The organism is Brevundimonas subvibrioides ATCC 15264 (genome assembly GCF_000144605.1).
Lineage (GTDB): Bacteria > Pseudomonadota > Alphaproteobacteria > Caulobacterales > Caulobacteraceae > Brevundimonas > Brevundimonas subvibrioides.
In genome coordinates this window covers 2,853,474-2,877,958 of record NC_014375.1, presented here as the reverse complement: position 1 = coordinate 2,877,958, position 24,485 = coordinate 2,853,474, and the positions used below count along the sequence as shown (strand labels likewise).

At 68.9% G+C, this 24,485-nt stretch carries 23 protein-coding genes and 1 tRNA gene; 10 read left to right on the top strand and 14 right to left on the bottom strand.

All coding sequences use genetic code 11. The features are described 5' to 3' along the window. The first annotated feature begins 74 nt into the window (after positions 1–74). From BRESU_RS14265 to BRESU_RS14255, 3 genes are all read left to right on the top strand, one after another. Positions 75–2,822, top strand: a complete 2,748-nt coding sequence (locus tag BRESU_RS14265; RefSeq protein WP_013270266.1) for an exo-rhamnogalacturonan lyase family protein — start codon at positions 75–77, stop codon at positions 2,820–2,822. Next, entirely contained in the window at positions 2,819–5,218 is a 2,400-nt protein-coding gene (locus tag BRESU_RS14260) for a glycoside hydrolase family 2 TIM barrel-domain containing protein (RefSeq protein ID WP_013270265.1), read from the top strand. Before BRESU_RS14265 ends, BRESU_RS14260 begins: the two co-directional genes overlap by 4 nt. Positions 5,219–5,279: 61 nt before the next feature. Then, positions 5,280–6,239 (top strand): alpha/beta hydrolase, encoded by a 960-nt coding sequence (locus tag BRESU_RS14255; protein WP_013270264.1) that lies wholly within the window; start codon positions 5,280–5,282, stop codon positions 6,237–6,239. A gap of 96 nt (positions 6,240–6,335) precedes the next feature. On the opposite strand, the gene BRESU_RS14250 is transcribed toward BRESU_RS14255, so the two are convergent. After that, positions 6,336–6,425, bottom strand: a tRNA-Ser gene (locus tag BRESU_RS14250). 163 nt (positions 6,426–6,588) lie between these two features. On the opposite strand from BRESU_RS14250, the gene msrA reads away from it, so the two are divergent. After that, complete coding sequence (gene msrA, locus BRESU_RS14245) at positions 6,589–7,236, top strand: peptide-methionine (S)-S-oxide reductase MsrA (protein ID WP_041762678.1); 648 nt, start codon at positions 6,589–6,591, stop codon at positions 7,234–7,236. A 7-nt stretch (positions 7,237–7,243) separates the two neighbouring features. Here the strand turns inward: msrA and BRESU_RS14240 are convergent, their stop codons facing one another. The 7 genes from BRESU_RS14240 to flgF form a co-directional block, all read right to left on the bottom strand. Continuing rightward, a complete protein-coding gene (locus BRESU_RS14240; protein ID WP_013270262.1) occupies positions 7,244–7,774 on the bottom strand; it encodes a hypothetical protein in 531 nt (176 codons plus the stop codon). After that, positions 7,771–8,175 carry a hypothetical protein gene (locus tag BRESU_RS14235; protein WP_013270261.1) on the bottom strand — a complete coding sequence of 135 codons (405 nt, stop codon included), beginning with the start codon at positions 8,173–8,175 and terminating at the stop codon, positions 7,771–7,773. The genes BRESU_RS14240 and BRESU_RS14235 overlap by 4 nt, the downstream gene beginning before the upstream one ends. Before the next feature lie 34 nt (positions 8,176–8,209). Further along, positions 8,210–8,689, bottom strand: coding sequence for a hypothetical protein (locus BRESU_RS14230; protein WP_013270260.1), 480 nt, complete (start codon positions 8,687–8,689; stop codon positions 8,210–8,212). A 314-nt stretch (positions 8,690–9,003) separates the two neighbouring features. Then, positions 9,004–9,729, bottom strand: a complete 726-nt coding sequence (gene flgH / locus BRESU_RS14225) for a flagellar basal body L-ring protein FlgH (RefSeq protein ID WP_013270259.1) — start codon at positions 9,727–9,729, stop codon at positions 9,004–9,006. An 11-nt stretch (positions 9,730–9,740) separates the two neighbouring features. After that, entirely contained in the window at positions 9,741–10,373 is a 633-nt protein-coding gene (locus BRESU_RS14220) for a flagella basal body P-ring formation protein FlgA (protein ID WP_013270258.1), read from the bottom strand. Between the two features lie 4 nt (positions 10,374–10,377). Then, positions 10,378–11,166, bottom strand: a complete 789-nt coding sequence (flgG, locus tag BRESU_RS14215) for a flagellar basal-body rod protein FlgG (protein WP_013270257.1) — start codon at positions 11,164–11,166, stop codon at positions 10,378–10,380. Between the two features lie 11 nt (positions 11,167–11,177). Then, the gene (gene flgF, locus BRESU_RS14210) at positions 11,178–11,915 is read right to left on the bottom strand and encodes a flagellar basal-body rod protein FlgF (RefSeq protein ID WP_013270256.1); all 738 of its coding nucleotides are present in this window, start codon (positions 11,913–11,915) and stop codon (positions 11,178–11,180) included. 181 nt (positions 11,916–12,096) lie between these two features. Here flgF and BRESU_RS14205 point away from each other — a divergent pair, with 181 nt between their 5' ends. The 6 genes from BRESU_RS14205 (at position 12,097) to BRESU_RS14180 (ending at position 16,345) form a co-directional block, all read left to right on the top strand. Then, the gene (locus BRESU_RS14205; protein ID WP_013270255.1) at positions 12,097–12,768 is read left to right on the top strand and encodes a flagellar basal body-associated FliL family protein; all 672 of its coding nucleotides are present in this window, start codon (positions 12,097–12,099) and stop codon (positions 12,766–12,768) included. Positions 12,769–12,771: 3 nt separating this feature from the next. Then, on the top strand, positions 12,772–13,842 hold the full coding sequence (gene fliM / locus BRESU_RS14200; RefSeq protein ID WP_013270254.1) for a flagellar motor switch protein FliM: 1,071 nt from the start codon (positions 12,772–12,774) through the stop codon (positions 13,840–13,842). A 1-nt stretch (position 13,843) separates the two neighbouring features. Continuing rightward, entirely contained in the window at positions 13,844–14,476 is a 633-nt protein-coding gene (locus tag BRESU_RS16980) for a DUF6468 domain-containing protein (RefSeq protein ID WP_013270253.1), read from the top strand. Positions 14,477–14,546: 70 nt separating this feature from the next. Beyond that, positions 14,547–15,506 (top strand): MotE family protein, encoded by a 960-nt coding sequence (locus BRESU_RS14190; RefSeq protein ID WP_013270252.1) that lies wholly within the window; start codon positions 14,547–14,549, stop codon positions 15,504–15,506. A gap of 80 nt (positions 15,507–15,586) precedes the next feature. Beyond that, positions 15,587–15,850: a DUF3297 family protein gene (locus BRESU_RS14185; RefSeq protein WP_013270251.1), complete on the top strand. Its 264-nt coding sequence runs from the start codon at positions 15,587–15,589 to the stop codon at positions 15,848–15,850. A gap of 183 nt (positions 15,851–16,033) precedes the next feature. After that, positions 16,034–16,345, top strand: coding sequence for an energy transducer TonB (locus BRESU_RS14180; protein WP_245528569.1), 312 nt, complete (start codon positions 16,034–16,036; stop codon positions 16,343–16,345). A 108-nt stretch (positions 16,346–16,453) separates the two neighbouring features. Here the strand turns inward: BRESU_RS14180 and BRESU_RS14175 are convergent, their stop codons facing one another. The 6 genes from BRESU_RS14175 to BRESU_RS14150 all read right to left on the bottom strand — a co-directional run bounded on the left by BRESU_RS14175 (position 16,454) and on the right by BRESU_RS14150 (position 24,382). Further along, positions 16,454–17,902 carry a mannitol dehydrogenase family protein gene (locus BRESU_RS14175; protein ID WP_013270249.1) on the bottom strand — a complete coding sequence of 483 codons (1,449 nt, stop codon included), beginning with the start codon at positions 17,900–17,902 and terminating at the stop codon, positions 16,454–16,456. Beyond that, entirely contained in the window at positions 17,899–19,209 is a 1,311-nt protein-coding gene (locus BRESU_RS14170) for an MFS transporter (RefSeq protein ID WP_013270248.1), read from the bottom strand. The genes BRESU_RS14175 and BRESU_RS14170 overlap by 4 nt, the downstream gene beginning before the upstream one ends. Next, complete coding sequence (locus BRESU_RS14165; RefSeq protein ID WP_013270247.1) at positions 19,202–19,945, bottom strand: FadR/GntR family transcriptional regulator; 744 nt, start codon at positions 19,943–19,945, stop codon at positions 19,202–19,204. Before BRESU_RS14165 ends, BRESU_RS14170 begins: the two co-directional genes overlap by 8 nt. Further along, positions 19,945–20,751 carry a helix-turn-helix transcriptional regulator gene (locus tag BRESU_RS14160; RefSeq protein ID WP_013270246.1) on the bottom strand — a complete coding sequence of 269 codons (807 nt, stop codon included), beginning with the start codon at positions 20,749–20,751 and terminating at the stop codon, positions 19,945–19,947. The genes BRESU_RS14165 and BRESU_RS14160 overlap by 1 nt, the downstream gene beginning before the upstream one ends. Before the next feature lie 97 nt (positions 20,752–20,848). Then, the gene (locus tag BRESU_RS14155; RefSeq protein ID WP_013270245.1) at positions 20,849–22,252 is read right to left on the bottom strand and encodes an FAD-binding oxidoreductase; all 1,404 of its coding nucleotides are present in this window, start codon (positions 22,250–22,252) and stop codon (positions 20,849–20,851) included. A 21-nt stretch (positions 22,253–22,273) separates the two neighbouring features. Continuing rightward, the gene (locus tag BRESU_RS14150) at positions 22,274–24,382 is read right to left on the bottom strand and encodes a TonB-dependent receptor (protein ID WP_013270244.1); all 2,109 of its coding nucleotides are present in this window, start codon (positions 24,380–24,382) and stop codon (positions 22,274–22,276) included. Positions 24,383–24,485: the final 103 nt, after the last annotated feature.

Below are 24,485 nucleotides of genomic sequence, written 5' to 3'. Positions count from 1 at the left end.
CGGCGGATCCCCAGGATTCGCCGTCATTTTTTTTCAAACCCGGGCCTGTTTGAACGTCCTCTGAGACCAGCGTCATGAAGACTGCCCTGCTTACGCGTCGAGGCCTGATCGCAACCACCGCGACGTCGGCGCTGGCAGGCGTCGCCAGTCCTGCAACCGCACGAACGAAGGGCGGCAATCTGGAGACCGAAGCGGTCTGGCTGGATGGAGCCCCGCCGCTCCGCCACGAGGGGGTCACCTGGGGCGTGCCCTGGCCTCAAGGCCAGCACCCGAGCCGACAGAGCTTTACAGCGGTCGGTCCCGACGGTGGGCCTGTGCCGCTTCAGAGCTGGCCGCTGGCCTTCTGGCCGGACGGTTCCCTGAAGTGGACCGGCCATGCGCTGGCGGCCTCGACCACGCCGGCGGCGGAGTTGGGGATCGTTCCGGGGCGACCGCAGGATCCGTCCGATGCCATCCGCGTCGGGACCCTGGCGACGGGCTTCCAGATCGACGTCGGGCCATTGTCGTGGATCGTTCCGACCTCGGGGCCGGCGCTCATCGCCTCGGCGACGCGAGACGGTCGGAAGGTGCTGGGCCCGGTTCGTCTGGTGTGTCTGACCCAGGATCAGGCCGACCTGTCCGACGACATGCCCCTCCGGCAGGCTCGATACGAGAGCGATGTCACGGGGGCCGTCCTCGAGCAGTCAGGGCCGGTCCGTGCAGTGGTCCGGATCGAGGGCGTGCACCGCCTCGGCGATCGGGCCTGGCTGCCGTTCACGGTGCGGCTCTACTTTCACGCCGCGGGCGAGGCGGTCCGGATCGTGCACAGCTTCATCTTCGACGGCGACGAAAACCGGGACTTCATTCGGGGCATCGGTGTGCAGGCTTCGGTGCCGATGCGGGACCCGCTGCACGAGCGACACGTGAGGTTCGGCGGCGAGGCCGGAGGCCTGTGGGCAGAATCCGTTCGCCCCCTGACCGGTCTCAGGCGCGATCCAGGCGAGGCCTACCGCGATGCACAGATCGCGGGAGAGGCCATCCCGCCGCTGGAACAGATGGACCCCCGCGTCCGCGATCGTCTGGAGCTTATCCCGGCCTGGACCGACTTTACCTTGTCCCAGACGAACTCCGACGGCTTCGGCATTCGCAAGCGCACGGGTGATGGGCACGGTTGGATCGATGCGGCGGGCGGGCGCAAGGCACCGGGCCTGGCCTACGTCGGTGGCGTTTCAGGCGGCGCCGCCGTGGGGTTGACGAACTTCTGGAAAGCGGGTCCGACGCGGCTGGATGTCAGGGGGGCCGCCGGCGAGGAAGCCAGTCTGACGGCCTGGCTCTGGTCGCCCGATGCCCCGGCCATGGACCTGCGTTTCTACCACGACGGCCTGGGCATGACGACGCATGCCCAGGAGAACGAAGGCCTCGAGATCACCTACGAGGACTATGAGGCCGGTTGGGGCACGCCCTACGGCGTCGCGCGCACAAGCGAACTGACGCTCTGGGCCTTGGGGGCGACGCCCGGGCGAGAGACACTCGTGGCCATGGCCGCGGGCGTGGAAACGCCGCCGCGCGTCGTCTGCACACCCGCCCGCCTGCGCACGGTCGAGGTGTTCGGGGACTGGAGCCTTCCCGATCGATCCACGCTGCTGCGGGCCAGGATCGAGGACCGGCTGGATGGCCTGCTCGACCTCTACCGCGACCAGATCGTTCAGCGTCGATGGTACGGCTTCTGGAACCATGGCGACGTCATGCACAGCTATGACGCCGACCGGCACGAGTGGAAGTACGACATCGGCGGTTTCGCCTGGGCGAACTCCGAGCTCTCTCCGGACCTCTGGCTCTGGTACAGCTTCCTGCGGACGGGCCGGGCCGACGTGTTCCGCATGGCCGAGGCCATGACCCGCCATTCCAGCGAGGTCGACTGCTATCATATCGGCCCGCGCCGGGGGTTCGGCACGCGTCACGGCGTCCAGCACTGGGGCGACAGCTCCAAACAGCCGCGTGTCAGCAACGCCGCCTTCCGCCGCATCTACTACTACCTGACAGCCGACGAGCGGGTCGGGGACCTGATGCGCGCCCTCGTAGGGTCGGACGAGACCCTGACCCGCGTGCAGATCCGCCGCAAGCGGCCCGCGCCGGATGATCCTCCGCCGGGTGGCCCCATCGTGGACGCAGGCTTCGGCACGGACTGGAGCTCCTTCCTCGCCGCCTGGATGACCGAGTGGGAACGGACCGGCGACCGGCGCTGGCGCGATCGGATCACGGCCGGAATGACAAGCCTGGCCGCTCTGCCGCATCGCTGGTTCCATGGCGGCGGGCACTACGATGTACGAACCGGCCGCTTCGTCGGCGCAGGCCAGGCGATCGGCATCTCGCACCTCAACGCCGTCTTCGGGGCCGTGGAGACCCATTCCGAACTGCTGCGGCTGGTGGACGTGCCGGCCTATCGCGCAGCCTGGATCGAGTACTGCAAATGGTACAACGCGCCGGCCGCCGAGCTCGAGGCCTATCTCGGCGTGCGCGTTGGCAATCGGGGACTGCCGCAGGCCCATTCGCGCCTGACCGCCTATTCCGCAAGCCAGCTGGATGACCAGACCCTGGCGCAAAGGGCCGCGCACGAGTTCCTCGATGAGGCGCATTTCGAGGATTTCGGTCTGGTGTCTCGCCTGCGACCCATCGCAGGCTCGGCCGTCCTGAATCCGGTTGAGGAAGATCCCGGCATGTCCACCAACGGCGTGTCCCAGTGGGGTTTGGCGGCGATCCAGAACCTGACCCTCGTCCCTGCGGCGCTCGATGCGGTCGGAATCGAGGTGCCTACTGCGAACCGACGGAGTGAACGTCCATGAATCCCCTGAGCCTCGGACTTGGCGCACTGGCCGCGCTGTTCGCATCGACGCTGGCCGTCGCCGAACCGCGGGTCACGACCCCCCTGGCGGACGGCTGGCGGTTCTTTCAGGGCGACCCCGGCGGGCCGGAGAGCCGCGACTTCGACGATCGTGCCTGGCAGGTGGTATCGGTGCCGCACGACTGGGCCATCGCCGGACCGTTCGATCAGCAGGCCAGGGGCGCCGGCGAGAATGGTTTTCTGCCCACCGGCGTGGCCTGGTACCGCCGGACCCTCGACATCGTTCCCGAGCCCGGTCGCCGCTACTTCATCGAGTTGGACGGCGTGATGGAGCGCAGCGGCGTCTGGGTGAACGGGCACCACGTGGGCTTTCGTCCCATGGGCTATGTCAGCCTGAGCTATGACATCACCCGGCACCTGCGGACCGACGGTCCCAACGTGGTCGCCGTCCGGGCCGATACGTCGGCCGCCCCGTCCTCGCGCTGGTACAACGGGTCAGGCATCTATCGCCACGTCCGACTGATCGAGACGGACGACGTCCATATCCCCCACGGCGGCGCCTTCGTCAGCACGGCCGAGCTGACGCCGGACAGCGCGACGGTGTCGGTGTCGGTCGAGGTCAGCAACGCCTCGGCGACCGCCCGCGCGGCAATGGTCGAGACGACGATCCTGGATGCGGACGGTTGGGAGATCGCGCGGACGCGCAGCGCCGTCAGCACGATCGGCGACGGTCGCACCGAAATCGTCGAGACGCGGCTCGACCTCGCCCAGCCCGTTCGCTGGGACATCGACAGCCCGGCTCTATATCGCGCCGCGATCCGCGTGCTGAACGCAGACGGTGCCGTGCTCGACGACCAGGTCGTCCGTTTCGGGCTGCGGGAGGCGCGCTTCGATCCCGTCACCGGCTTCTGGCTCAATGGTCGCAATCTGAAGCTCAAGGGCGTGGCCCTGCATCACGACGGCGGGGCCGTCGGTGCCGCGGTGCCGCTCGATGTCTGGCGTCAGCGTCTGACGGCCCTCAAGGCGCAGGGCGTGAACGCGATCCGCACGGCCCACAATGTGCCGGCCCCCGAGTTTCTGGACCTGGCCGACGAGCTTGGCTTCCTGGTCATGGACGAACTGTTCGACCAGTGGAACGTGGCCAAGACGCCGAACGACTATCACCTGTTCTTCGGCGACTGGCACAAGCGCGACACCGCCGACATGGTCCGCCGCGACCGCAACCATCCCAGCATCATCCTGTGGAGCACAGGCAACGAGATCCATGACACCGCCTATCCGGTCCAGGCCAAGGCGGCCCTGCGCAGCATCATGGACGTGATCCATGCCAACGATCCGACACGTCCGCGAACGATGGCGCTGTTCCGTCCCAACGTCACCGGCGACTACGAGAACGGCATCGCCGACATGCTCGATGTGGTCGGCCAGAACTATCGCGAGAACGAACTGATTGCCGCCAATCGGCAGAACCCGGCCCGCAGCATCGTCGGCACCGAGAACGCGCACAACCGGTCCAACTGGCTTCCCGTGCGCGACACGCCGGCCTTCTCCGGCATGTTCCTGTGGACCGGCATCGACTACCTGGGCGAGGCGAACCGGTCCGGCTGGCCGAACATCCAGCACCCGTCCGGCCTTCTGGATCGCACCGGGGCCCAGCGCATCCGGGGCATGGAACGCGAAAGCTGGTGGTCCGAGCGGCCGGTGGTGCATGTCGTGCGCAATGCCAACACCGCCGCCGCCGGCCCCGCCACGGATGGCGCAGGGGGGCCTAACCAACCCGTCGTGCCGACGATGATCGCGGTCGCGACGCCGCCCCCGCCCGTCGCCCTGTTCGACGACTGGACCCCGGCGGGCGAGAATCCCGGCCAGCAGACGATCGAGGTCTACAGCAACTGCCAGTCGGTCGAGGCCTTCCTGAACGAACGGTCTCTGGGTCGCCTGCCGATCAACGGCGATGCCGCGCCGCGACGCTGGAGCGTCCGGTTCGAGCCCGGATCGGTGCGGGCCGTCTGTTCGGACGCGGGTGTCAGCGGCGTCGAGGATCGTCTCGACACGGCGGGCCCTGCGACCGGCATCGTCCTGACCCCGGATCGGGACGCCGTCGGCTCGGACTTCGACTCTCTCGTCTACGTCCGCGCGCGGGTCGTCGATGCGCAGGGCGTGACCGTGCCTGCGTCGAACCATCGTCTTCGCTTCACGGTGCAGGGTGCCGGAACCCTGATCACAACCGACAACGCCTCGTCCACCGATCACACGCCGTTTGCCTCGCCAGAGCGGGAGGCCCTGAACGGCACCGCCGTCGCCCTTGTACGCGGTGCGGGCGGCGGGCCAGTCATCATTGAGGCCCGATCAGAAGGCCTTGAAACCGCGCGCGCCACGATCGTCGCCACGCCATGAGACACGGTTTCGGCGCTGATCTGGACAGGTGGCTCGTCGAAACGCGACCGGGGAGGCGATCATGAACCGCTGGAGACCCGGCCGACGTGAACTTCTGGGTATGGCGGCGGTCGTCGGGACCGTTCCGGGCCTCGCGACAGCGCAGCCGGACCTCATCGACGTCGTACCCCTGTGGCCGGCGGATCCGCCCGGCGGCCGCGATGTGCGGGTGACCGAGCAGGTCATCCTGCGTACCCCGGGCGGCGATCCGAACGACACCGCCTTCCTGCACGTGACCAACCCCTGGCTGATGATGCGTCGACCCGCCGTGCCGAATGGCGCGGCGGTCCTGATCATTCCCGGCGGAGGGTTTCAGCGCGTGGCGGTCAGCCGGTCGGGCGGGGCCATCGATCGCTGGCTGGCGAGCCTGGGCTATACGGCCTTCGTCATGAACTACCGGTTGCCCGCCGACGGCTGGGCGGCAGGGCCGGATGCCCCGCTGCAGGACGCACAGCGCGCCCTGAGGCTGATCCGCGCCCGTTCGTCCGAGCTCGGGATCGATCCGGACCGGATCGCGGTCCTCGGCTTCTCCGCCGGCGGCTACGTCGCGGGAGGGCTGGCGACCCGCTTCCACCACGACACCTATGACCCGGTCGATGCGGCCGACCGCCTGCCGACGCGCCCCTCGGCATGCGGGCTCTTCTTCCCGGTCGTCACCATGACCGCGCCGCATGCGCACCCCGCTTCGCTGCGGGCCCTTCTGGGCGATGGGCCATCCGATGCTGCACGCCGCGCGGCCTCGATCGAGGCCCACGTGCCCCCGGACACCCCGGCGACCTTCATCGCCACCGCCGCCGACGATGCCGTCGTGCCGGCCGAGAACAGCCTGTTGATGTGGACCGCGCTGCGCGAACGAAACATACCCACCGAGATGCACCTGTTCGAGACCGGCGGTCACGGCCTGGGCGGCGGGGATCCCGCCGATCCAGCGGTGGTCTGGCCCAGGCTTCTGTCCGGCTTCCTGACGCGCCACGGGATCTGATCGTTCAGACCGGAAGGCTCGGCCGTCACGCAGGCCAGGTAATCTCGGCGATACGGTGCCAGCAACAATCACCCGCCTGTTTCAGAACAGGGACCGTGGCGGACAGAGAGGGATTCGAACCCTCGGTAGGCTTTCACCTACACACGCTTTCCAAGCGTGCGCGATCGACCACTCCGCCACCTGTCCGTTTGACCACGAGGCAAACGCCCGGGAGGTCGTTCCCGGGGAGGGCAGGCTGATAGAACAGGTGGGCGGTTCCGGCAAGCACCGTCTGGTCCGGTCGGCTCTGGGAAATCGCGCGGCCCCTCCCCATATGGGCGTAATGTCGTTCCTCTCACGGATCCTTTCCATCATGAGCTCCAAGACCACCCTGCCGACCGCACAGACCGCCCTGCCGGGCCGTTCCACCCCGCTGCCGACCGACGAGGTGCATTTCGTCTCCGGCCGTCCGCTGAAGGGACCCCATCCGGAGGGATTCCAGACGGCCATCTTTGGGATGGGCTGCTTCTGGGGCGTGGAGCGCAAATTCTGGTCGGTGCCGGGCGTCTGGGTGACCTCGGTCGGCTATTCCGGCGGCATCACGCCCAACCCGACCTATGAGGAAACCTGCACCGGCCTGACGGGCCAGACCGAGGTCGTCCAGGTCGTCTTCAACCCGGACGAGATCAGCTATGCCGAACTGCTGAAGACCTTCTGGGAAGGCCACGACCCCACCCAGGGCATGCGGCAGGGCAACGACATCGGGTCCACCTACCGCTCGGCCATCTACTATCTGGACGAGGACCAGCGTCAGCAGGCCGAGGCGTCGCGCGATGCCTATCAGGCGGCCCTGACGGCCGCGGGCCGGGGCACCATCACGACCGAGATCACCCAGGCCGGGCCCTACTATTTCGCCGAGGGCTATCACCAGGGCTACCTGGCCAAGAACCCGAACGGCTACTGCGGCATCGGCGGGACCGGCGTGGTCTGTCCGATCGGGGTTGGCGTCGACGCGTGACCGGGGGTCAGTCGCAGAGGGCGAAGAACCGTTCGACGTTGCCCTGCGACTCCGGATGGGCGGCGTAGGTCTCGCGCCGGTCGCCGATCCACTGGGCCATCCAGCCGATGCGCCTGAAGCGCTGGAAGATGGGGATGTCCGCCTCGACGGCGGCGGTCAGCAGATCGCCGTCCGTCAGCTGGGACGGCTCCCCGTCGGCGTCCAGTCGTTCGGTCTCGCCGCCGGACTCCAGCAGCAGCGTCCGCGTGCCGGTGGGGGCGTTGGCGGTGACTTCGATCCGGCCGGACCCGGCGTCGCAGTCGAAGCCCAGCTTCAGATCGTCGCTCTCGGCCACGCCATAGGCCAAGCGGGCCGCGCCGTCGGCCGTGCTCAGATGCCAGTCGTAGCCCGCGATCGGCGCAGGGCCCGCTGCGGCGGCGTTCGTGCCGGCCGCCGCATCCCCAAGCGCGGGCCGATCCACGCTGGCGCAGGCCGACGTCAGGGCGATCATCGCCAGGGCGGCCAGCCGGGCGGCAGGGGTGTACGGATGCGCGCTCATGGAGCGCACAGTTCGGCGAAGCGGCGCAGCTTGGCAAGATGCCCCGCCTCGATCTCCACGGCCTGGTGCTGGCTTGAAACCGCCACGTCGAGGCTTCCGGTCAGGATGAACTGACCGAACACGGGGTGGTCGGTGCGGACCACGACCGTCGTGCGGTCCGCGCTGGCCGAGGTCTGCGCGGTCGCCGATGCGCTTCCGGACGTCAGCGTGGCGAAGCCCGACAGGGGCCGGGCCCCATACAGATCCACACGGGCGACGCCTGTGCCGGGCTGGCACTCGAGGGTCGCCTTCAGCTGCGGCGTATCGGGCACCTCGTTGGCCAGCACGACGGGGCCGCGGCCCTCGTACAGGGTCCAGGTCCAGCCTGACTGCAGCACCGCGGCCACGGCCATGATCGCCATAACGGTCAAATGTGAGCCCCCGTCGACGAACCGGTCAGGCGCGTCCTGCCGAGCAGTAGGCCAGAAAATCGCCGACCATGCGACGTTCCTCGTCGCTGGCGGCCAGCTGGAACCGTCCTGCGTCGCCGCGAACCGTCATGCGGCCGCTGTCAGCCAGCCCCTTCAGCGCCGGGTCCGACAGGGAGAGCCGGCTTTCCTCGGCCTCGCCCAGCGACAGCGGATCGATCGCCTGCTGCGTCAGGCTGGCCGGCAGAACCGTGGCGGCCTCCGGCAGGACGTCGCCGTAGATCGCCGCCGTCCGGTCGCCCGGCTGGCACGACAGCATCAGCGCCAACTGGTCGGAGTTGGCGACCCCGTAAGCCAGCTTGGCCAAAGCCCCTTCATGGTGGACACTCCACCCCATCACGGGCGTGGTGTGCGCGGTAGCTTCGGTCGTGACGTCAGCCCCCTGGGACTGGGCCGCGAAGGCGATCAGACCGAGTGCGGCGGCGGCTGGGATCAGGATCTTGAACATGGCGGAAACCTTGCGTCTGGTCGTCTAACGCGGGTCCCCGTTAACGGTTCACGGCACAGCTTGCCGGGTGGCAGGCCGTGAGGCGTCCGAGACGGTGTCCCGAACCGCGATCCACGCTCACGCAGCGAGACGCCGCGCATCGAGCCGTAGCGCCTCAAAGCGGCCTGCGCCCAAGCAGCGAGACCTCGTGCGTCAAGCGTTAGCGCCCCAAAGCGGCCTGCGCTCAAGCAGCGAGGCTCCGCGAGCCGACCGCTAGCGCCCCAACCACGCTTGCGCTCAAGCAGCGAGCGACCGCGTCGCGAGCGGTCGCGCCCCTAGAAGGGACTGAACCGTTCCACCAGGCTCTGCGCCGCCGGCGTCGACTGGACGCGGCTGATGTCGCCCCGCCCGCCATAGCTGATGCGCGCCTCGGCGATCTGGGTATGGGCGATGGTGTTGGCCGAGGAGATGTCCTCGGGGCGCACGATGCCGGCCACCGTCAGCTCGCGCACCTCGCGGTTGGTGCGCACTTCCTGCCGACCCTGGATCACCAGATTGCCATTGGACAGGATGTCGGTGACCACCGCGGCGATGGTCAGGCTGACCTTCTCCGAGCGGCTGACCGACCCCGTGCCGTTGGCGTTCGACTGGCCCTCGACTCCCACGAGGTTCTGCGGATCGAAGCCGCCCGGGAAGGCCCGGCCCAGGCTGTTCTCCAGCCCGAAGAAGTTCGAGATGCCACCGGTGATGTCGTTCGACCGGCTGCGGCTGGTCGTGTTGGAGGTCTGGGCCTGGTCGTCGATGTCGATGTTGACGGTCAGGATGTCGCCGATCTGCCGCGCCCTCTGGTCGCCGAAGAAGGCCCGGGCGCCGGTCCGCCACAACGAGTTGGCGCTGGCGGAGCGCGGCTCGGGCACCGTCGTATAGGCCTGGGTCACGGGGACCAGTTGGGCGGGATAGCCGATCGGCGCCAGCTGCGGCCCCTGAACGGTTTCGACCACGGTGGAGCAGGCTCCCAGGGTCAGCGAGGCCAGGGCCAGGGCGAGGATGGAGTGACGCATGACAGGATTTCCTAGCGCGAGGCGAACTGGGAGCGGGCGCGGGCGGCCTGCGCCTCCGGGCCCGTGATGGCGCGGCCGGGGCCGGTGGCGACGGCGTCGATGGTGCGGCCGGAGGCGACGTTCAGGATCGGCACGGACTCACCGGCCGCCGCGTCGCGCGTGGCGCGGCCCGTGACGGTCAACATCACGCCGCCGACGGAATAGGCGACCTCGACCATGTCGTTCCTGGCGATGACCCGTGCCGCGCGGGCCTGACGCTGGGGCGGGGCCGAGACGGTCGGGGCCGGCGGGGGGAGGGTGGTCGTGGGGATGGTTGCCGCCACCGCCGTATTGCCGCCCGTCGCAGGGGCCAGCGAGGCCTCGCGGACGACGACGCGGCGCAGGCCGTTGGGATTGGCCCACTGCAGGCCGTTGCGCGAGGCGATGGCCTGCAGCTGGGCCGCCTCGAACACGACCGAGGGGCCGGCCCGGCTGGCGAGGACGAAGTTGGCGGCGGGTCCCGCGCCGTCGAACACGTCGCCCAAGGTGACCCGACCGTCGTCGTCGACGGGATTGACCTTGAGCGTGACGGGTCCGGCGAGCGCCGGCGCGGCCAGCAGGGCCAGGGCGGCGATCAGGGTCAGGGTCGGGGTCAGCGTCCGCATGATCCTAGCCCTTCACCTGGGCCGAGACGCTCATCATCTCGTCGGCGGTGGTGATGACCTTGGAATTCATCTCATAGGCGCGCTGGGCGATGATCAGGGCGCTGATCTCGGTCACGGCATCGACGTTCGAGGCCTCCGTGTAACCCTGCAGAAGTTGCCCGAAGCCCGTTTCGCCCGGCGTGCCGGTCGTGGCGGGGCCGGACGCGGCCGTTTCGAGCAGCAGGTTGTCGCCGATGGCTTCCAGCCCCGCCTCGTTGAAGAAGGTCGCCAGTTCCAGCTGCCCGACGATGGCCGGTTCCGGCGATCCGGCGGTGATGACCTGGACCTGACCGGTCTTGGAGATCGTGACGTCGATCGCGTCCTGCGGGATGGAGATGGCCGGTTCGACCGCGTAGCCGTCCTCGGTCACCAGCTGGCCCTCGCCGCTCAGCGAGAAGTTGCCGGCGCGGGTGTAGCCGATCTCGCCCGAGGGCATGGTGATCTGGAAATAGCCCTGGCCGTCGATGGCGACGTCATAGTCGCTGCCGGTCTGGGTCGGGGTGCCCTGTTCGGTGATGCGGTAGACGCTGCCGGCCTTGACGCCCAGGCCGACCTGGATGCCGGTGGGGACCACCGTGCCCTGGCTGGACGACTGCGCGCCCATCCGTTCGACGTTCTGGTAGATCAGGTCCTGGAACTCGGCGCGCTGGCGCTTGTATCCGACCGTGTTCATGTTGGCGATGTTGTTGGAGATGACCTCCACGTTCAGCTGCTGGGCGGCCATGCCGGAAGCGGCGGTTCTGAGAGCGCGCATCTAGGAACTCCTTACGTGGACCGCCCCAGCCGCTCGACCGAGCGGCGGGACAGGTCCTGGACATTTTCGATCATCTTGGTCGCGCGTTCGTAGGCGCGGGTGATCTCGATCAGATTGGTGATTTCGACGAGGGTGTTGACGTTGGATCCCTCCAGCATCCCCTGGCGCACCTGCACGCCCGTCGCGTCGAGCGCCGGGGCGTTGGAGGCGTTGCGGTAGAGGCCGTCGCCGTCCTTGGACAGGACCGCCAGATTGTCGAACCGGGCCAGCGACAGGGTCCCGAGCGCCGCGCCGCCCTGGCTGATCGTGCCGTCCTCGGCGACGCTCAGGGCACCCCTGGCGGGATCGACGACGATCGGTCCGCCGTCGCCCAGCACGGGCAGCCCGGACTTGGTCACGAGCTGGCCGGTCGGGTCGATGGTGAAGGCCCCGTCGCGGGTATAGGCCTCGCCGGCACCGTCCTGGATCTTGAAGAAGGCGCCCTCGCCGTCGATGGCGAAATCCAGCGTCCGGCCGGTCTCGTTCAGCGCGCCCTGGCCGAAATCGCGACCCACGCCATTGTCCAGCACGAAGCTGGCGCCCGGCCGCACGGCGTCGTTGCGGGCCCGCTGGCCCACCTCGGTGCCGAGCAGCAGCTGCTCGACCTTGAAGCCCGTCGTCTCCGCATTGGCGATGTTGTTGGCCGCGATATCGAGCTCGCGGCGCAGCGTCATCTGGCGTGACAGTCCGATGTAGGCGGCATTTTCCACGGGTGGCGAGGCTCCTTCGCAGCAGCACCTCGCAACGTCCGTGCCAACACGGTTAATCCAGCACGGGCGGGGATTTCGGCGGATCGGGCCACGGGGCACCCGGCAAAACTTGCCGGATTTACACCTCGCGTTAACCAAACGGGGCGCAGGTCGAAGTTTGGGATTTCCGGGGCGCGGGCCGATGATCAAGCTGGGCAAGAAGAAGGACAAGCCTCCCAAGGACGACGCGACCGCGCTTGCCGTGGCTCACGGCGCCGAGGTCGAGGGCGACGGCGAACCCAAGAAGAAGAAACTGCCGCTGCTGTTCATCATCGCGCCCGTGGCCCTGCTGGTCCTGGGGGGCGGGGGTGCCGGTGCCTTCTTCATGCTGCAGCCCAAGCCCGCCGCCGCCGAGGGCGAGCACGGCGAAGCGGCCGCAGGCGATCACGGCGAGGAAAAGAAGTCCGGCGGCCACGGCGCCGAGAAGAAGGAAGCCGGCGGACATGGCGGCGGCGGGGCCGAGGGCGAGGCCGATCCCGCCCTGGGTAAGATCTCCGAAGGTCCCGACGGCATCACCTTCTACACCCTGCCCGACATGGTGGTGAACATTCAGTCGCCCGACGGCAAGCCGACGTTCCTGAAGTTGACCCTGACGCTGGAGATGCACGACGCGGAGCTGGCCACGACCCTGCAGGGCCAGATGCCCCGCATGCAGGACATGTTCCAGGGCTTCCTGCGCGAGCTGCGGCCCGAGGATATCGCCGGGTCGGCCGGCACCTATCAGCTGCGCGCCGAGATCCTGCGCCGGGTGAACCTGATCGCCGCACCGTCGCGCGTGGACGCCGTGCTGATCGAAGAAATGCTGGTCCAGTAGCCCATGAGTGACGCGGGCGTGGCCGATACCGGGCTGGATCCCTTCGGGGCAGCCGATACCTTCGGCGATGACCGCTCGGGCGGGGCCTCCGAACGCGTCCTGAACCAGGACGAGATCGACAACCTGCTGGGGTTCGACCTCGGCGACGATGACGGTTCCGAACGGACCGGCATCCGCGCCATCATCAACTCGGCCCTCGTCAGCTACGAGCGGCTGCCGATGCTCGAGATCGTCTTCGACCGCCTGGTGCGGCTGATGACGACGTCCCTGCGGAACTTCACCTCCGACAACGTCGAGGTCTCGCTCGACAACATCTCGTCGATCCGGTTCGGCGACTATCTGAACTCCATCCCCCTGCCGGCGATCCTGGCGGTCTTCCGGGCCGAGGAGCTGGACAACTACGGCCTGCTGACGGTCGATTCCAACCTGATCTATTCGATCGTCGACGTCCTTCTGGGCGGACGACGGGGCACCGCCGCCCTGCGGATCGAGGGCCGGCCCTACACCACGATCGAGCGGGTTCTGGTCCAGCGGATGGTCGAGGTCATCCTGGCCGACGCCCAGGCGGCGTTCGAGCCCCTGACGCCGGTGCATTTCAATCTGGACCGGCTGGAGACCAATCCGCGCTTCGCCGCCATCGCCCGCCCGGCCAACGCCGCCATCCTGGTCAAGCTGCGCATCGACATGGAAGACCGCGGCGGCCGCGTCGAACTGCTGCTGCCTTATGCGACGCTGGAACCGATCCGCAAGATGCTGCTGCAGCAGTTCATGGGTGAGAAGTTCGGCCGCGACAACATCTGGGAAGGCCACCTGGCCACCGAACTCTGGACCACCGACACCGAGGTCCGCGCCGTGCTGGACGAGCAGTCCTGCCCCCTGTCCACCGTGTTGAACCTGAAGGTGGGCGACACCCTGATGCTCAATGCGACGCCGGATTCGGACATCTCGATCCGCTGCGGCTCGATCCCGGTCACGACCGGCCGGATGGGTCGCAAGGGCCAGCATATCGCCATCCGCGTGGAGGGCCCGATCAGTGTCGAGGCCGCCAACAGCCTGACCAAGGGAAGGCGCTGACATGACCGGCATGATCCTGGACGCCATCCTGATGCTGCTGCTGGTGGCGGCGCTCGCCTACGGTGTGCGGCTGGAGAAGAAGCTGACCCAGCTCCGCGCCGGCCAGCTGGCCTTCGCCGGGGCCGTGACGGAACTCAACACCGCCTGCGGCCGGGCCGAGAACGCCCTCGCCAGCCTGCGCGCCTCGGGCGAGGACGCCGACCTGCTGCACGACCGCATCCTGAAGGCCCGCCAGCTGAAGACCGATCTGGAACTGCTCATCGCGCGGGGGGCCAGGAACCCCTCCGTCCCGGGGCAAGCGCCCCGGGCCACCTCCCCATCCCTGCGGGACGGGGAGGAGACGACGCGTACCGTCTCCTCCATGCCGCGGAGCGGCGGGGAGGTGGCTCGAAGCGCAAGCGAAGAGACGGCGGGGCTCTTGCCGCAGCACCAGCCCACCCCCGATCCCGACGACCGCGCCTTCCGCATGGCGGCGCTGGCCGAACGCATCCAGGGCATGGCCGCCCCGGCCAAGGCGGCCGCCGGCGCCGGCAACGTCCAGGCCATCCTGCACGCCCTGACCGCTAACCAATCCGCGAAGCAAAGCCTCAACCGCGCCCGGGCTAGCCTCGACGACGACCTTTTCGCCGCCTGACTTTTAGTGCCCCTATGTCCGCCACGCGGTGGCGGACGACTTGAGGGGCGAGACCACTGGATCGACCACCATGGCCAAGCTGCCCCGCCTCCTGCCACTCATCGCCATCGCCATCGGCGGGGTCGTGGCCGTGCGCGCCGTCGGGGCGGGGCCTGGCTTGTTCGAGGGGGCCAAGGCCTGGGCCGAGGACGCGAGCAGTGCCGTCAGCGAGGCCGCCGCCGCGCCCGCCGCAGCCCGGCCCGCCCCGGCCGTCTGCGCCCTGACGCCCGAACAGCTCGCCCAGCAGGCGGGGATCTCCCCGGCCGAACTGCGCATCATCCAGTCCCTGTCGGCCCGGCGCACCGAACTGGACGCCCGCGACGCCGACTTCGCCACCACCCTGCCGCTGATGGTGGCCGCCGAGGCCAAGCTGGACGCCAAGGTCCAGGCCCTGAACGCCATCAAGGCCGAGGTCCAGGGCCTGCTGGGCCAGGTCGACGCGCGCGAGAAGGCCGAGACCGACCGCCTGGTCGCCGTCTATTCCGCCATGCGTCCGCGCGAGGCCGCCGCCGTGTTCGCGACGCTCGACGACAGCGTCCGCCTGCCCATCGCCGCCGCCATGCGCCCGCGCGGCCTGTCCGCCATCCTGGCCCAGATGCCGGCCCCCGCCGCCCGCGAGCTGACCGAGAAGCTGGCCCGCCGCTTCCAGGCGCAGCAGCTGGCCGCCCGCGCTGCCGCCGCGGCCGCCACGCCGCCGCCCCCGGCTACAACCCAGTCCGCCGCGACGACGCCGCCGGCCCCCGCGACGACACCGGCCGCCAATGGCGCGACCACGCCGCCGCCCGCGCCCCAGACCGCCGCGAACCGCGCGCCTCAGTCGCGGCCGGCGCCCACCCAGACCCGGCGTCCCGCGCCGCCCACCCGGTCGACCCCGCGTCCGCCGGCGGCCAACCAGGCTTCCGCCACGACCGGTCCGCAGCCCTATGCGCCGACCGCTCCGACCGCCCCGCCGCCGTCCAACCCCACCGCGCCCCGCCAGTCGGTGCAGTAAACGCGGCCGCACGGTTGGCACCGGGGACGTGGAGGGGTATCACCCGCCTCCGCTCCGCCCCGCCGTTCGAAGGCCCTGCCATGTCCGACACGCCCCCCGACCGCCTCTCGGTCAATCCCGCCAGCCCCCACTACGACGCCGACATCCTGGCGCGCGGCGTGGGCATCAAGTTCAAGGGCGAGGAAAAGACCAACGTCGACGAATACTGCGTGTCCGAAGGCTGGGTCCGCCTCGCCGTCGGCAAGGCCGTGGACCGCAAGGGCAATGCCCTGACCGTCAAGCTGCAGGGCCCGGTCGAGCCCTATTTCCAGAGCGGCGTCGCCGAGGGCGAGCCCGAAGCCTAGCTCCGCGAGGGACTGATCGATGTCCCCGATGCCCTCAGGGATGTCCGTTCCAACCCGTTCGGTGCCGTGAGTGGTGCCCGGGAGCGGGCGAACGATCGATGATCGCGTCGTCGTCACTGTGGTGGGCGCGTCCCGGTCTGTGATAGGCGTTGCGGCCTTGGCGTGGCCATCGGAGAGGCATTGGTGCTCGCGGCTCTGGTTCTGATGGCGGCATGGCAGGCCGCTCCTCCCGGCGAATTCCCGGCGGCGGCCCACGTCGTTGTGCAATGCGTCGCGGGTCCCAACCGGACCCCCACGGCCTGTCGGGCGGTTGAAGTCAGCCACCCCGGACAGGGCCTGGAGGGTGCCGCCCTGAGCATGGTCCGGCGCGGCCAGCGCCGTGAACATAACGGCGTCGCCGAAGGACAGACCTTCCAGGTCCGGATCGTGTTCCGCCTGGCCGAGGAGGGGGCTCCCACCGGTCCGGCACAATCGACCGGCAACGCGGGCCGGTGACGCCGAACCGTCCGGTCTGAAACGAGCCCGGACGCCGGCCATGGCCTGCGAAAGATGGAGCCCCCGGGGGTTCCGGCGCGAAGGCTCGGCCTCAACCGCGCGCCCCTTCTAGAGCATGACCCTGGCGGGTATCCGGACTGTTGTCATGACGCGCAACCGGCGCGTGACCGCGGTCAGAAACGCAGCATTGCCGGACAGATCGCCGAACACGTCTGATCTCGCAAGGATCTGGGCCTCACCCGTGGCTCCCCCTCTCGCCAGGGACGTCAGCGCGTCGGCTAGGGGGTGGCGGAGCGCCAGGGCATCATCCTCGATCAGGGCTAGTCGACGAATCCACGCCGCGACGGCGAGGGAGAGACGGCGGATGGGTCTGCCGTCCGCCAGTCTGTCCCGGATCGGATCCAGCAGCATGTTTATGGAAGCATCCGTATTGATCCGTTCGACCGTGTCTTGAAGCGTGCGGTTGGAGAACCGGGTCACGATGCGATCCTGATAGGCGGCCAGATCGACCGGCAGGTCCGCCGGCAAGGTCGGCGACAACTCGGTCTCCATCAGGGCGCGGATGCAGCGCTCCAGGGCCGGGTCGCGCATGGCCTCGGCGACCATGCTGTGACCGCGCAACCAGCCCAGCGAGGCCAGCGCGAGGTGGCTCGCATTCAGCAGGCGCAACTTCATGCGCTCGTACGGGGCCACGTCTGCGGTGAACTGGACGCCGACGGCCTCCCAGTCGGGTCGGCCGTCCGCGAAATCGTCCTCGATCACCCATTGGGCGTAGGGCTCGCAGACGATCGGCCAGCCGTCGTTCAGGCCCCAGGTCCGGGTCAGCATCGCGACGTCCTCCGGCCGGGTGACGGGGGTGATCCGATCCACCATGGTCGCCGGGAAGCGGGCGTGCGTCGCGATCCAGTCGCCCAGCCCGGGATCGACCTGTGCGGCGAATTCGAGAACCGCAGCCCTGAGCAGGCCGCCGTTGCCGGGCAGGTTATCGCAACTGAGCGCGGTGAAGGCCGGACGGCCGGCGTCCCTCCGCCGTCTGCAGGCCTCGACCAGCAGTCCGATGACGCTGCCGGGCTGCCGGGGGTGTGCGAGATCAGACGCGATGAGGGGGTTCGTGCGATCCAGCCGCCGGGTGGTGGCGTCCAGACAGTAGCCGGTCTCGCTGACGGTGAGGCTGACGATACGGATCCCCGGACGGTCGATGGCGTCGAGTATGGCTCCGGTGCCTACGGGCGGCAGGACCTCGACGATCGACCCGACGACCTGGGCCGACGCGCCCTGATCGTCACGCTCGACCAGGGTATAGAGCCAGTCCTGCGGAGCGAGCGCCTCGCGGACTCGGGCGTCGAAACTCGTCAGGCCCGCGCCGATGATGCCCCAGTCCATCGCCTGGCCCCGGCTCATCTGGGCGTGGACGTAGTGCGCCATATGGGCGCGGTGAAAGGCCCCCGGCCCGAGGTGGACGATGCCGGCCGTGATCCGGGACGGATCGTAGGTCAGGCCCGCGACTCCTTCCGGCAGCGAACCGAGCGTCGCGCGACACAGCCTCGGCGCGATCACGTCCGCCTCGGTGCCGCCTTCGCGGCCAGGGCGAAGGCGATCAGCGAGAGGAGGCTGGACGTGAGGCCGACCCCCGCCAGGGCCGGGGCCAGCGCGCCCTCTCCGCCGACTTGTTCGCTGATGATGGTCACCAGCGAGGGGGCCACGCCGAACCCGATGAACGATCCCACGACCACGAAGGAGCCGAGGCAGAGCGCCCGGAACTGGTTGGGGACCAGCACCGCGATCGCGGTCGCCGTGATCAGGCCCGTCGCCGTCCCCGCAAGCAGAAGGGCGGTCAGCAGGATCGCGAAACCTAGGACTCCGGGCATGATCGGGAACAGGGCCGCCGGTATGCCGATGGCGGAGGCGACGACGGCCCCCATCAACAGCCCCCTGCCGCCGCCGCGTTTCAGCCCGGCGTCGGCCGCCAGCCCGCCTGCGATCGTGCCGATGACACCGGACCCCAGCAGCACCAGCCCCATCCAGCCCCCGAACTGGGCCGGCTGCAGGCCATAGGTCCGCATCAGGACGGGCGTGGCCCAGATGCTGGCCGAGGCGTCCGCCATGATGACGGTGATCTGGCCGATGAACAGCGGGGCCAGAAGGGCGCGCCTCTCCCACAGCGCCAGCATGGAGGCGCGAAACCCTGCGCCCGCCGTGGCGACTTCCTGCCGCGCGGGTTCGCGCAGCAGCAACAACGGCAGCAGCAGGAGGGCGCTGCCGCCGGCGAAAATCAGCTGGGTGGCGCGCCAGGCGGCCATGCCGAACAGCGGCTCGGAGCGCGCCGACAGGACGCCGAACAGGGCCCCTCCGAGAGCGAAGGCGAGGGCGAGGCCGAACACCTTGCCCATCGACAGCAGCAGCAGCGAACGCCCCCGCTTGTCGGGCGGAGACAGGTCCGCTGCGATGGAGATGGCGACGGGCAGCACGACCGTCAGACCCAGGGCCGACAGCATGCGGGCGGCGAACAGCAGCTCGAACGAGGTGGCGAAGGCGCTGGCGGCGGCCCCCACGCTCCACAGCACCGCCAGGACCAGCATCATGCGGACCCGGTTGCTGTGATCGGCCATCCAGCCCACGGGGATGGAGAGCAGACCGGCGGGAATGGCGACCGCCATGCCCTGGACCAGCCCCATCTGCAGGTCTGTCATGTCGAGATCGGCGCGGGCGAACTCCTGGACCGGACCGAAGGCGGCCTGCACCGCGCACCCCGCGGCGATGCTGAGCGACAGGATCGTCAGGGTCAGACCCAGTCCGCGGGGACGGGCGACAGGGGCGGTCGGCTTGAGCGGACTCAGGGTCTCGACGGCGGTCGGATCATACATCGGACGGCTCCAGGTTTGCGAGGCCGCGCAGGATGTCCCCGATCGAGGCGTCGAAATGGGCGTCCATCGCCTGGACGGCGGCGTCGGCGTCACGATCCATGATCGCGCGCGCCAGGGTACGGTGACGTTCCAGCGTCGCCGCCCGGTCTTCGGGCCCTTCGCGGGTCTTCCAGGCCGCGGGCACGGCCTCCTGCATCAGCGGCGCGAAGGAAGAGACGATCTGGACGAACAGGGCGTTCTTGCCGGCGCGGGCGATGGCATCGTGAAACGCGATGTCGTGGGCGGCGACTTTCGCCATGTCCGCGTGATCGCGGTCCATGGCCTCGGCCAGATCGACGATGGCCCGGGCCTCGGCATCGGTGCGGTTCAGGGCGGCAAGGGCGGCGGTGCGGATCTCGATCGTGCGGCGCACGTCCCAGACATCGGCCACGGAGATCTGGGCGGTGGACACCGCGTGGTCCAGCGAACTGGCGATGACGGCGCCGTCGATGGCGCTGACGCGAGGCTTGCGGCCGTTCCCGACATCGATGAGGCGCAGCGCCGCCAGCACGCCGAACGCCTCGCGCATCACCGCGCGGCTGACGCCCAGCTTGTCGGCGAAATGTCCTTCCCCCGGCAGGCTGTCGCCGACGCGCAGGCCCTCGGTGCGGATGTGGGTCCGGACCGCGTCGATGGCCCTCTGGACCAGGGATCCACCCTCGACGCCGGATCGGCCGCTCATGGTCACGGCGCTCATCAGGCGGCGATCCGGGCGGCGCGATAGTCGGACGGCGACACGCCGAACCGTCGACCGAAGGCGCGCGCGAAGCTGGCGTTGTTCAGATAGCCGTTCTCGTAACCGATCGAGGAGACGGGCAGGTCGGTGGTGACCAGCATGCGGCTGGCCTCGGACAGGCGCCGTTCGGCCAGGGCCTCGGCGACGCTGCAGGCGAACATCTTTCGAAAGCCGCGGGTCAGCTTCTCGCGGTTCAGGCCGCAGCAGGCGGCGATGCCGTGCAGCGACAGTTTCTGGCCCCACTGCTCGTCGATCAGGCGACGCGCCTCCAGCAGGCGGCGGCTGTCGGCCAGTGACAGGTCGCTGTCGCCGGCAACAGGGATCAGGCGGCCCGCGTCCAGGGCGACCCAGGTCTCGCACAGAAGCTCGATCGCCTTGGCCGACCGGTAGATGTCGCCCGCCTCGCCGGTGCGGTCGCAGTCCCGCAGCGACAGCGCGATGGCGCGCATCTCGCTCGAGAGATGGAAATCGAGGCGCTCGTCGTTCTCCGGGCGCGTGATGGCTCCGATGCGCTCCAGCCCGGAAGGCGCGATCAGCAGAACGATCCGCGTCGCGCCGGTGTCTTCCGACGCCAGGGCTTCGGCGCTTGCGGCACCGACGAGGCTGAGCGTCGCCGGCGCGTCGATGGTGCCGAAGCCGAAGGCGACGGCCAGGGCGTCCGGCGGCATGTCGGTCCCCGCAAAGGGACCGCGCCCCGTCAGCACTGTGAACTCGGGCGAAACGACCAGGCAGCGACGCGCGACGGGCGCGGTGTTCGACGTGATCATGAAATCCTCCCGCCTCTCTGACGGAGGCTGAGATTGCAGGCTGGACCTATCTGACAGGTTTGGCAAGAGCTATCAGATAGGTTTTGCGAGCGGCGGATCAGAGGCTGAAGATCTTGCCCGGATTGAACAGGTTCTGCGGATCCATCGCCCGCTTCATCGTGCGCATGATGTCGACCGCGTCGCCCAGTTCGGCGACCAGCCAGTCCTGCTTGCCCAGACCGATCCCGTGCTCTCCGGTGCAGGTGCCGTCCATGTCGAGCGCGCGCTGGACCAGGCGACGGTTCAGGGCCTCGGCCTCGGCGGCCTCTTCGGGTCTGTTCGGATCGATGACGAACACGACGTGGAAATTGCCGTCCCCGACATGGCCCAGGATCGGGCCGGGGATGGAGGCCGCCTCCAGGTCCTTCTTCGTCTCGGTGATGCATTCCGCCAGGCGGCTGATCGGCACGCAGACGTCGGTGGGCCATCCGACACAGCCTTTGCGCAGGCCGATCGCGGCGTAATAGGCCTCGTGCCGCGCCTTCCACAGCCTGGCGCGCTCTTCGGGCAGGCTGGACCACTGGAACGCCCCGCCCCCGTTGTCGGACGCCAGGGCCGAGACTGTCTCGACCTGTTCCTGGACGTAGCGCTCCGAGCCGTGGAACTCGAAGAAGAGCGTCGTCTTCTCCGGATAGTCGAGTTTCGACCAGGCGTTGACCGCCCGCATCTGGACGTCGTCCAGGATCTCGACCCGGGCCAGCGGCACGCCGAGCTGGATCGCCTGAACCGTCGTGTCCACGGCCCCGGACAGGGTCTCGAAGCTGCACACGGCTGACAGGATCGATTCCGGAATGCCGTGCAGCCGCAGGGTGATCTCGGTGATGATGCCCAGCGTGCCTTCCGACCCGACGAACAGCCGGGTGAGGTCGTAGCCCGCGGCGGACTTCCGGGCCCGTCGCGCCGTGCGGATGTCGCGTCCGTCCGGGGTCACGACCCGCAGCGACAGCACCGCCTCGCGCATGGTGCCGTAGCGCACGGCATTGGTGCCCGACGCCCGCGTCGATGCCATGCCGCCGATCGTGGCGTTGGCTCCCGGATCGATCGGGAAGAACAGGCCGACGTCGCGCAGATGCTCGTTCAGCTGCTCGCGCCGGACCCCCGCCTGGACCGTGACGTCGAAGTCCTCGGCGTTCACCCGGACGATCTGGTCCATCAGGGACAGGTCGATGGTCAGGCCGCCGTTGACGGGGGTGGTGTTGCCCTCGATCGAGGTACCGGCTCCGTAGGCGATGATCGGCACGCCGGCCGCCCCGCACAGTTTCACCGCCGCCACCACGTCCTCGGTCGACAGGGCGAAGACGACCGCGTCGGGCAGGATGGTGTCGAAATGCGCCTCGCTGGATCCGTGCTGGGATCTCATCGCCTCGCCCAGGTGAAGGCGCTCGCCGAACACCCCCCGAAGGCTTTCGATGAAGCCATCGGGGAGGCGGGTCGGCTCCATCGAGAGAGGCAAAGCGTTCACTATCGTTCCAAGCAGACTGATCTAGAAACTGTACCCTACGCGCACACCGACGCGCCGACCGTCGCCGATCTGACCCAGGTTGCCCAGTGCCGGCAGGCCGGCAGCGGTCAGGGTCGAACTGTCGATGTAGGATTCGTAGAATTCCTCGTCGAACAGGTTGTTCGAGAAGACGGCGAACTCCAGGCCCTCGACGCGGTACGAGATCGTCGCGTTCGCCAGGAAATAGCTGTCCAGCTCCGGCGCGAAGGTGCTCGACAGACCCGCGCCGATCCGGTCGCCCTTCCCGACGATACCGCCCGAGAAGGTCAGGTCCCCCCGGCCGAGCGGAACGACGTAATCGCTCTGGAGGCTCAGGGTCCAGTCCGGCTGGAACGGGATGCGATCGGTCGGCAGCAGGCGCCCCGTCGTCTGCCGATAGCGCGTATCGTCCGTGATCCGCGCGTTCTGCAGCAGGCCGCTGGCCCGGATCGTCCAGGCGTCGGACAGCTGGGCGGTAACCTCGGCCTCCACGCCGTAGGACCGCGCGTCGCCGGTGTTCAGGTTGATGCCGACGATACCGGCCCCGGTGGTCGAGGGCGCCAGGCTGTTGGCGGCGATGATGTCCTTGTAGTCGTTGTAGAAGACGGCACCCTGCAGCGAGACCCGGCGGTCGTCCGTGCTGAGCTTGGTCCCGACCTCGTAGGTCCAGACCGAGTCGCCGTCATAGGTCAGGTTCGGCGCGCCCGGGCCGTTGGTGCCGCCGCCGCGGAAGCCGCGCGCGATCGAGGCGTAGATCATGTGGTTGTCGTCGAGGCGCTTGCGCAGCGCGATCCGCGGCTGGACCTCGTCGGCTTCGTAGGTGGAGTTCCGCGCGCTCTGGAAGTCGATCTGCTGGTGATCGTAGCGCAGGCCGACGGTCAGCTCGAGGTCGGGCTGGATGTTCCAGAAGGCGGTGCCGAACACGGCCCAGATGTCCGCGTCGGAGTTGGCGAAGGCCGGGACGGTCAGGTTGGCCGGCACCACCAGGGTCGCCGAGATCTGGTCCTGGGTCTGGTTCGACTTGAACACACCGAACACCGAGGTGATGTCGTCGCTCCAGCGGCTGTCGATGCGGGCCTCGACGCTCTTTGTCTCCAGAGTGCTCTCGCCGGTCGAGCGGAACAGGTTGATCGGCTGGAAATCGCCGTCGCTGTCGCTGTCCGAGTCCCGCTTGTCGGAGGAGGCGATGACGGTCAGGTCGTGCTGCGCGTTCAACGGCATCTGCACGCGGCCGTTGACGCCGCTGTACTCGTAGTTGGCGATGCTGCGGAAGTTCGTCTGGGCGTCGTCGACATAGACGGTCGGCCCCGTGGTGACGGCGTACAGCGGATTGGTGCCGTTCACTTCGTCATAGTAGGCGTTCAGGTTGATGACCGCGGGTCCGGCCTGCCACCGAAGCGCGCCGCGGATGGTGTTCTGCTCCAGCCGGTTCGCGTCGTCGAAGTTCAGCAGGCTGTTGTCGATGAAGCCGTCGCGGCTCTGGGTGCCCAGCGACAGACGACCGGCCAGAACGCCGGGCACGATCGGCCCGGCCACGGTGGCCCCGACGATGTAGTAGTTGTCCGGCCTGGCGTAGGTCGCCGTCAGCTTGCCTTCCAGCTCGTCGGACGGCTGTTTGGTCGTGACGTTGATGGCCCCGCCCAGGGTGTTCTGGCCGAACAGGGTCGACTGCGGCCCGCGCAGGACCTCGATCTGTTCGACGGCCAAAGTCGGGCTGTTCAGATAGGACGTGTTCTGCTGGTAGACGCCGTCCACGAAGATGCCGACGCCGGGCTGGACCGTGTCCAGAAGCGTCGTGCCGATGCCCCGGATCGAGATGAAGGCGCGGCCGGCGGCGTCGGAGTTGATGTTCAGGCCGGGCGTGATCGCGGCGATGTCCCGGATCGAGGTGAACTGGCGGCTTTCCAGCGTCTCGGCCGTGACGGCGGTGACGGCGACGGGCACGTCGATCAGGCGCTCGGAACGTTTCCGCGCCGTGACGATGATGTCGTCGACCGACGACGCGGGATCGGTGGCCGTCGCAGGGGCCTGGGTGGCCGTCTGTGCCGAGGCAATGCCGCTGGACATGGCCGCCAGGCCGACGCCGGCCGCAAGAATGGTGATGAAGCGCATCGTGGTTGTCTCCGCCCTGATATCGCCGGATCTGCTCCGGTCGTTAAGGCAACGGTGCGCCCCTCTCGACCTATCTGAAAGGTTGGCGAGTGTGCCGATCCGC

Excerpts from the sequence above, each read along its gene's own strand:
- BRESU_RS14230 (WP_013270260.1), bottom strand. The coding sequence starts at position 8,689 with ATGTTCAAGATCCTGATCCCAGCCGCCGCCGCACTCGGTCTGATCGCC.
- BRESU_RS14165 (WP_013270247.1), bottom strand. The coding sequence starts at position 19,945 with ATGAGCGCCGTGACCATGAGCGGCCGATCCGGCGTCGAGGGTGGATCC.
- BRESU_RS16980 (WP_013270253.1), top strand. The coding sequence starts at position 13,844 with ATGACCGGCATGATCCTGGACGCCATCCTGATGCTGCTGCTGGTGGCG.
- BRESU_RS14240 (WP_013270262.1), bottom strand. The coding sequence starts at position 7,774 with ATGAGCGCGCATCCGTACACCCCTGCCGCCCGGCTGGCCGCCCTGGCG.
- flgH (WP_013270259.1), bottom strand. The coding sequence starts at position 9,729 with ATGCGTCACTCCATCCTCGCCCTGGCCCTGGCCTCGCTGACCCTGGGA.
- BRESU_RS14190 (WP_013270252.1), top strand. The coding sequence starts at position 14,547 with ATGGCCAAGCTGCCCCGCCTCCTGCCACTCATCGCCATCGCCATCGGC.
- flgG (WP_013270257.1), bottom strand. The coding sequence starts at position 11,166 with ATGCGCGCTCTCAGAACCGCCGCTTCCGGCATGGCCGCCCAGCAGCTG.
- BRESU_RS14160 (WP_013270246.1), bottom strand. The coding sequence starts at position 20,751 with ATGATCACGTCGAACACCGCGCCCGTCGCGCGTCGCTGCCTGGTCGTT.
- fliM (WP_013270254.1), top strand. The coding sequence starts at position 12,772 with ATGAGTGACGCGGGCGTGGCCGATACCGGGCTGGATCCCTTCGGGGCA.
- BRESU_RS14255 (WP_013270264.1), top strand. The coding sequence starts at position 5,280 with ATGAACCGCTGGAGACCCGGCCGACGTGAACTTCTGGGTATGGCGGCG.
- BRESU_RS14220 (WP_013270258.1), bottom strand. The coding sequence starts at position 10,373 with ATGCGGACGCTGACCCCGACCCTGACCCTGATCGCCGCCCTGGCCCTG.
- BRESU_RS14185 (WP_013270251.1), top strand. The coding sequence starts at position 15,587 with ATGTCCGACACGCCCCCCGACCGCCTCTCGGTCAATCCCGCCAGCCCC.
- BRESU_RS14235 (WP_013270261.1), bottom strand. The coding sequence starts at position 8,175 with ATGGCGATCATGGCCGTGGCCGCGGTGCTGCAGTCAGGCTGGACCTGG.
- BRESU_RS14260 (WP_013270265.1), top strand. The coding sequence starts at position 2,819 with ATGAATCCCCTGAGCCTCGGACTTGGCGCACTGGCCGCGCTGTTCGCA.
- BRESU_RS14205 (WP_013270255.1), top strand. The coding sequence starts at position 12,097 with ATGATCAAGCTGGGCAAGAAGAAGGACAAGCCTCCCAAGGACGACGCG.
- BRESU_RS14170 (WP_013270248.1), bottom strand. The coding sequence starts at position 19,209 with ATGTATGATCCGACCGCCGTCGAGACCCTGAGTCCGCTCAAGCCGACC.
- BRESU_RS14150 (WP_013270244.1), bottom strand. The coding sequence starts at position 24,382 with ATGCGCTTCATCACCATTCTTGCGGCCGGCGTCGGCCTGGCGGCCATG.
- BRESU_RS14265 (WP_013270266.1), top strand. The coding sequence starts at position 75 with ATGAAGACTGCCCTGCTTACGCGTCGAGGCCTGATCGCAACCACCGCG.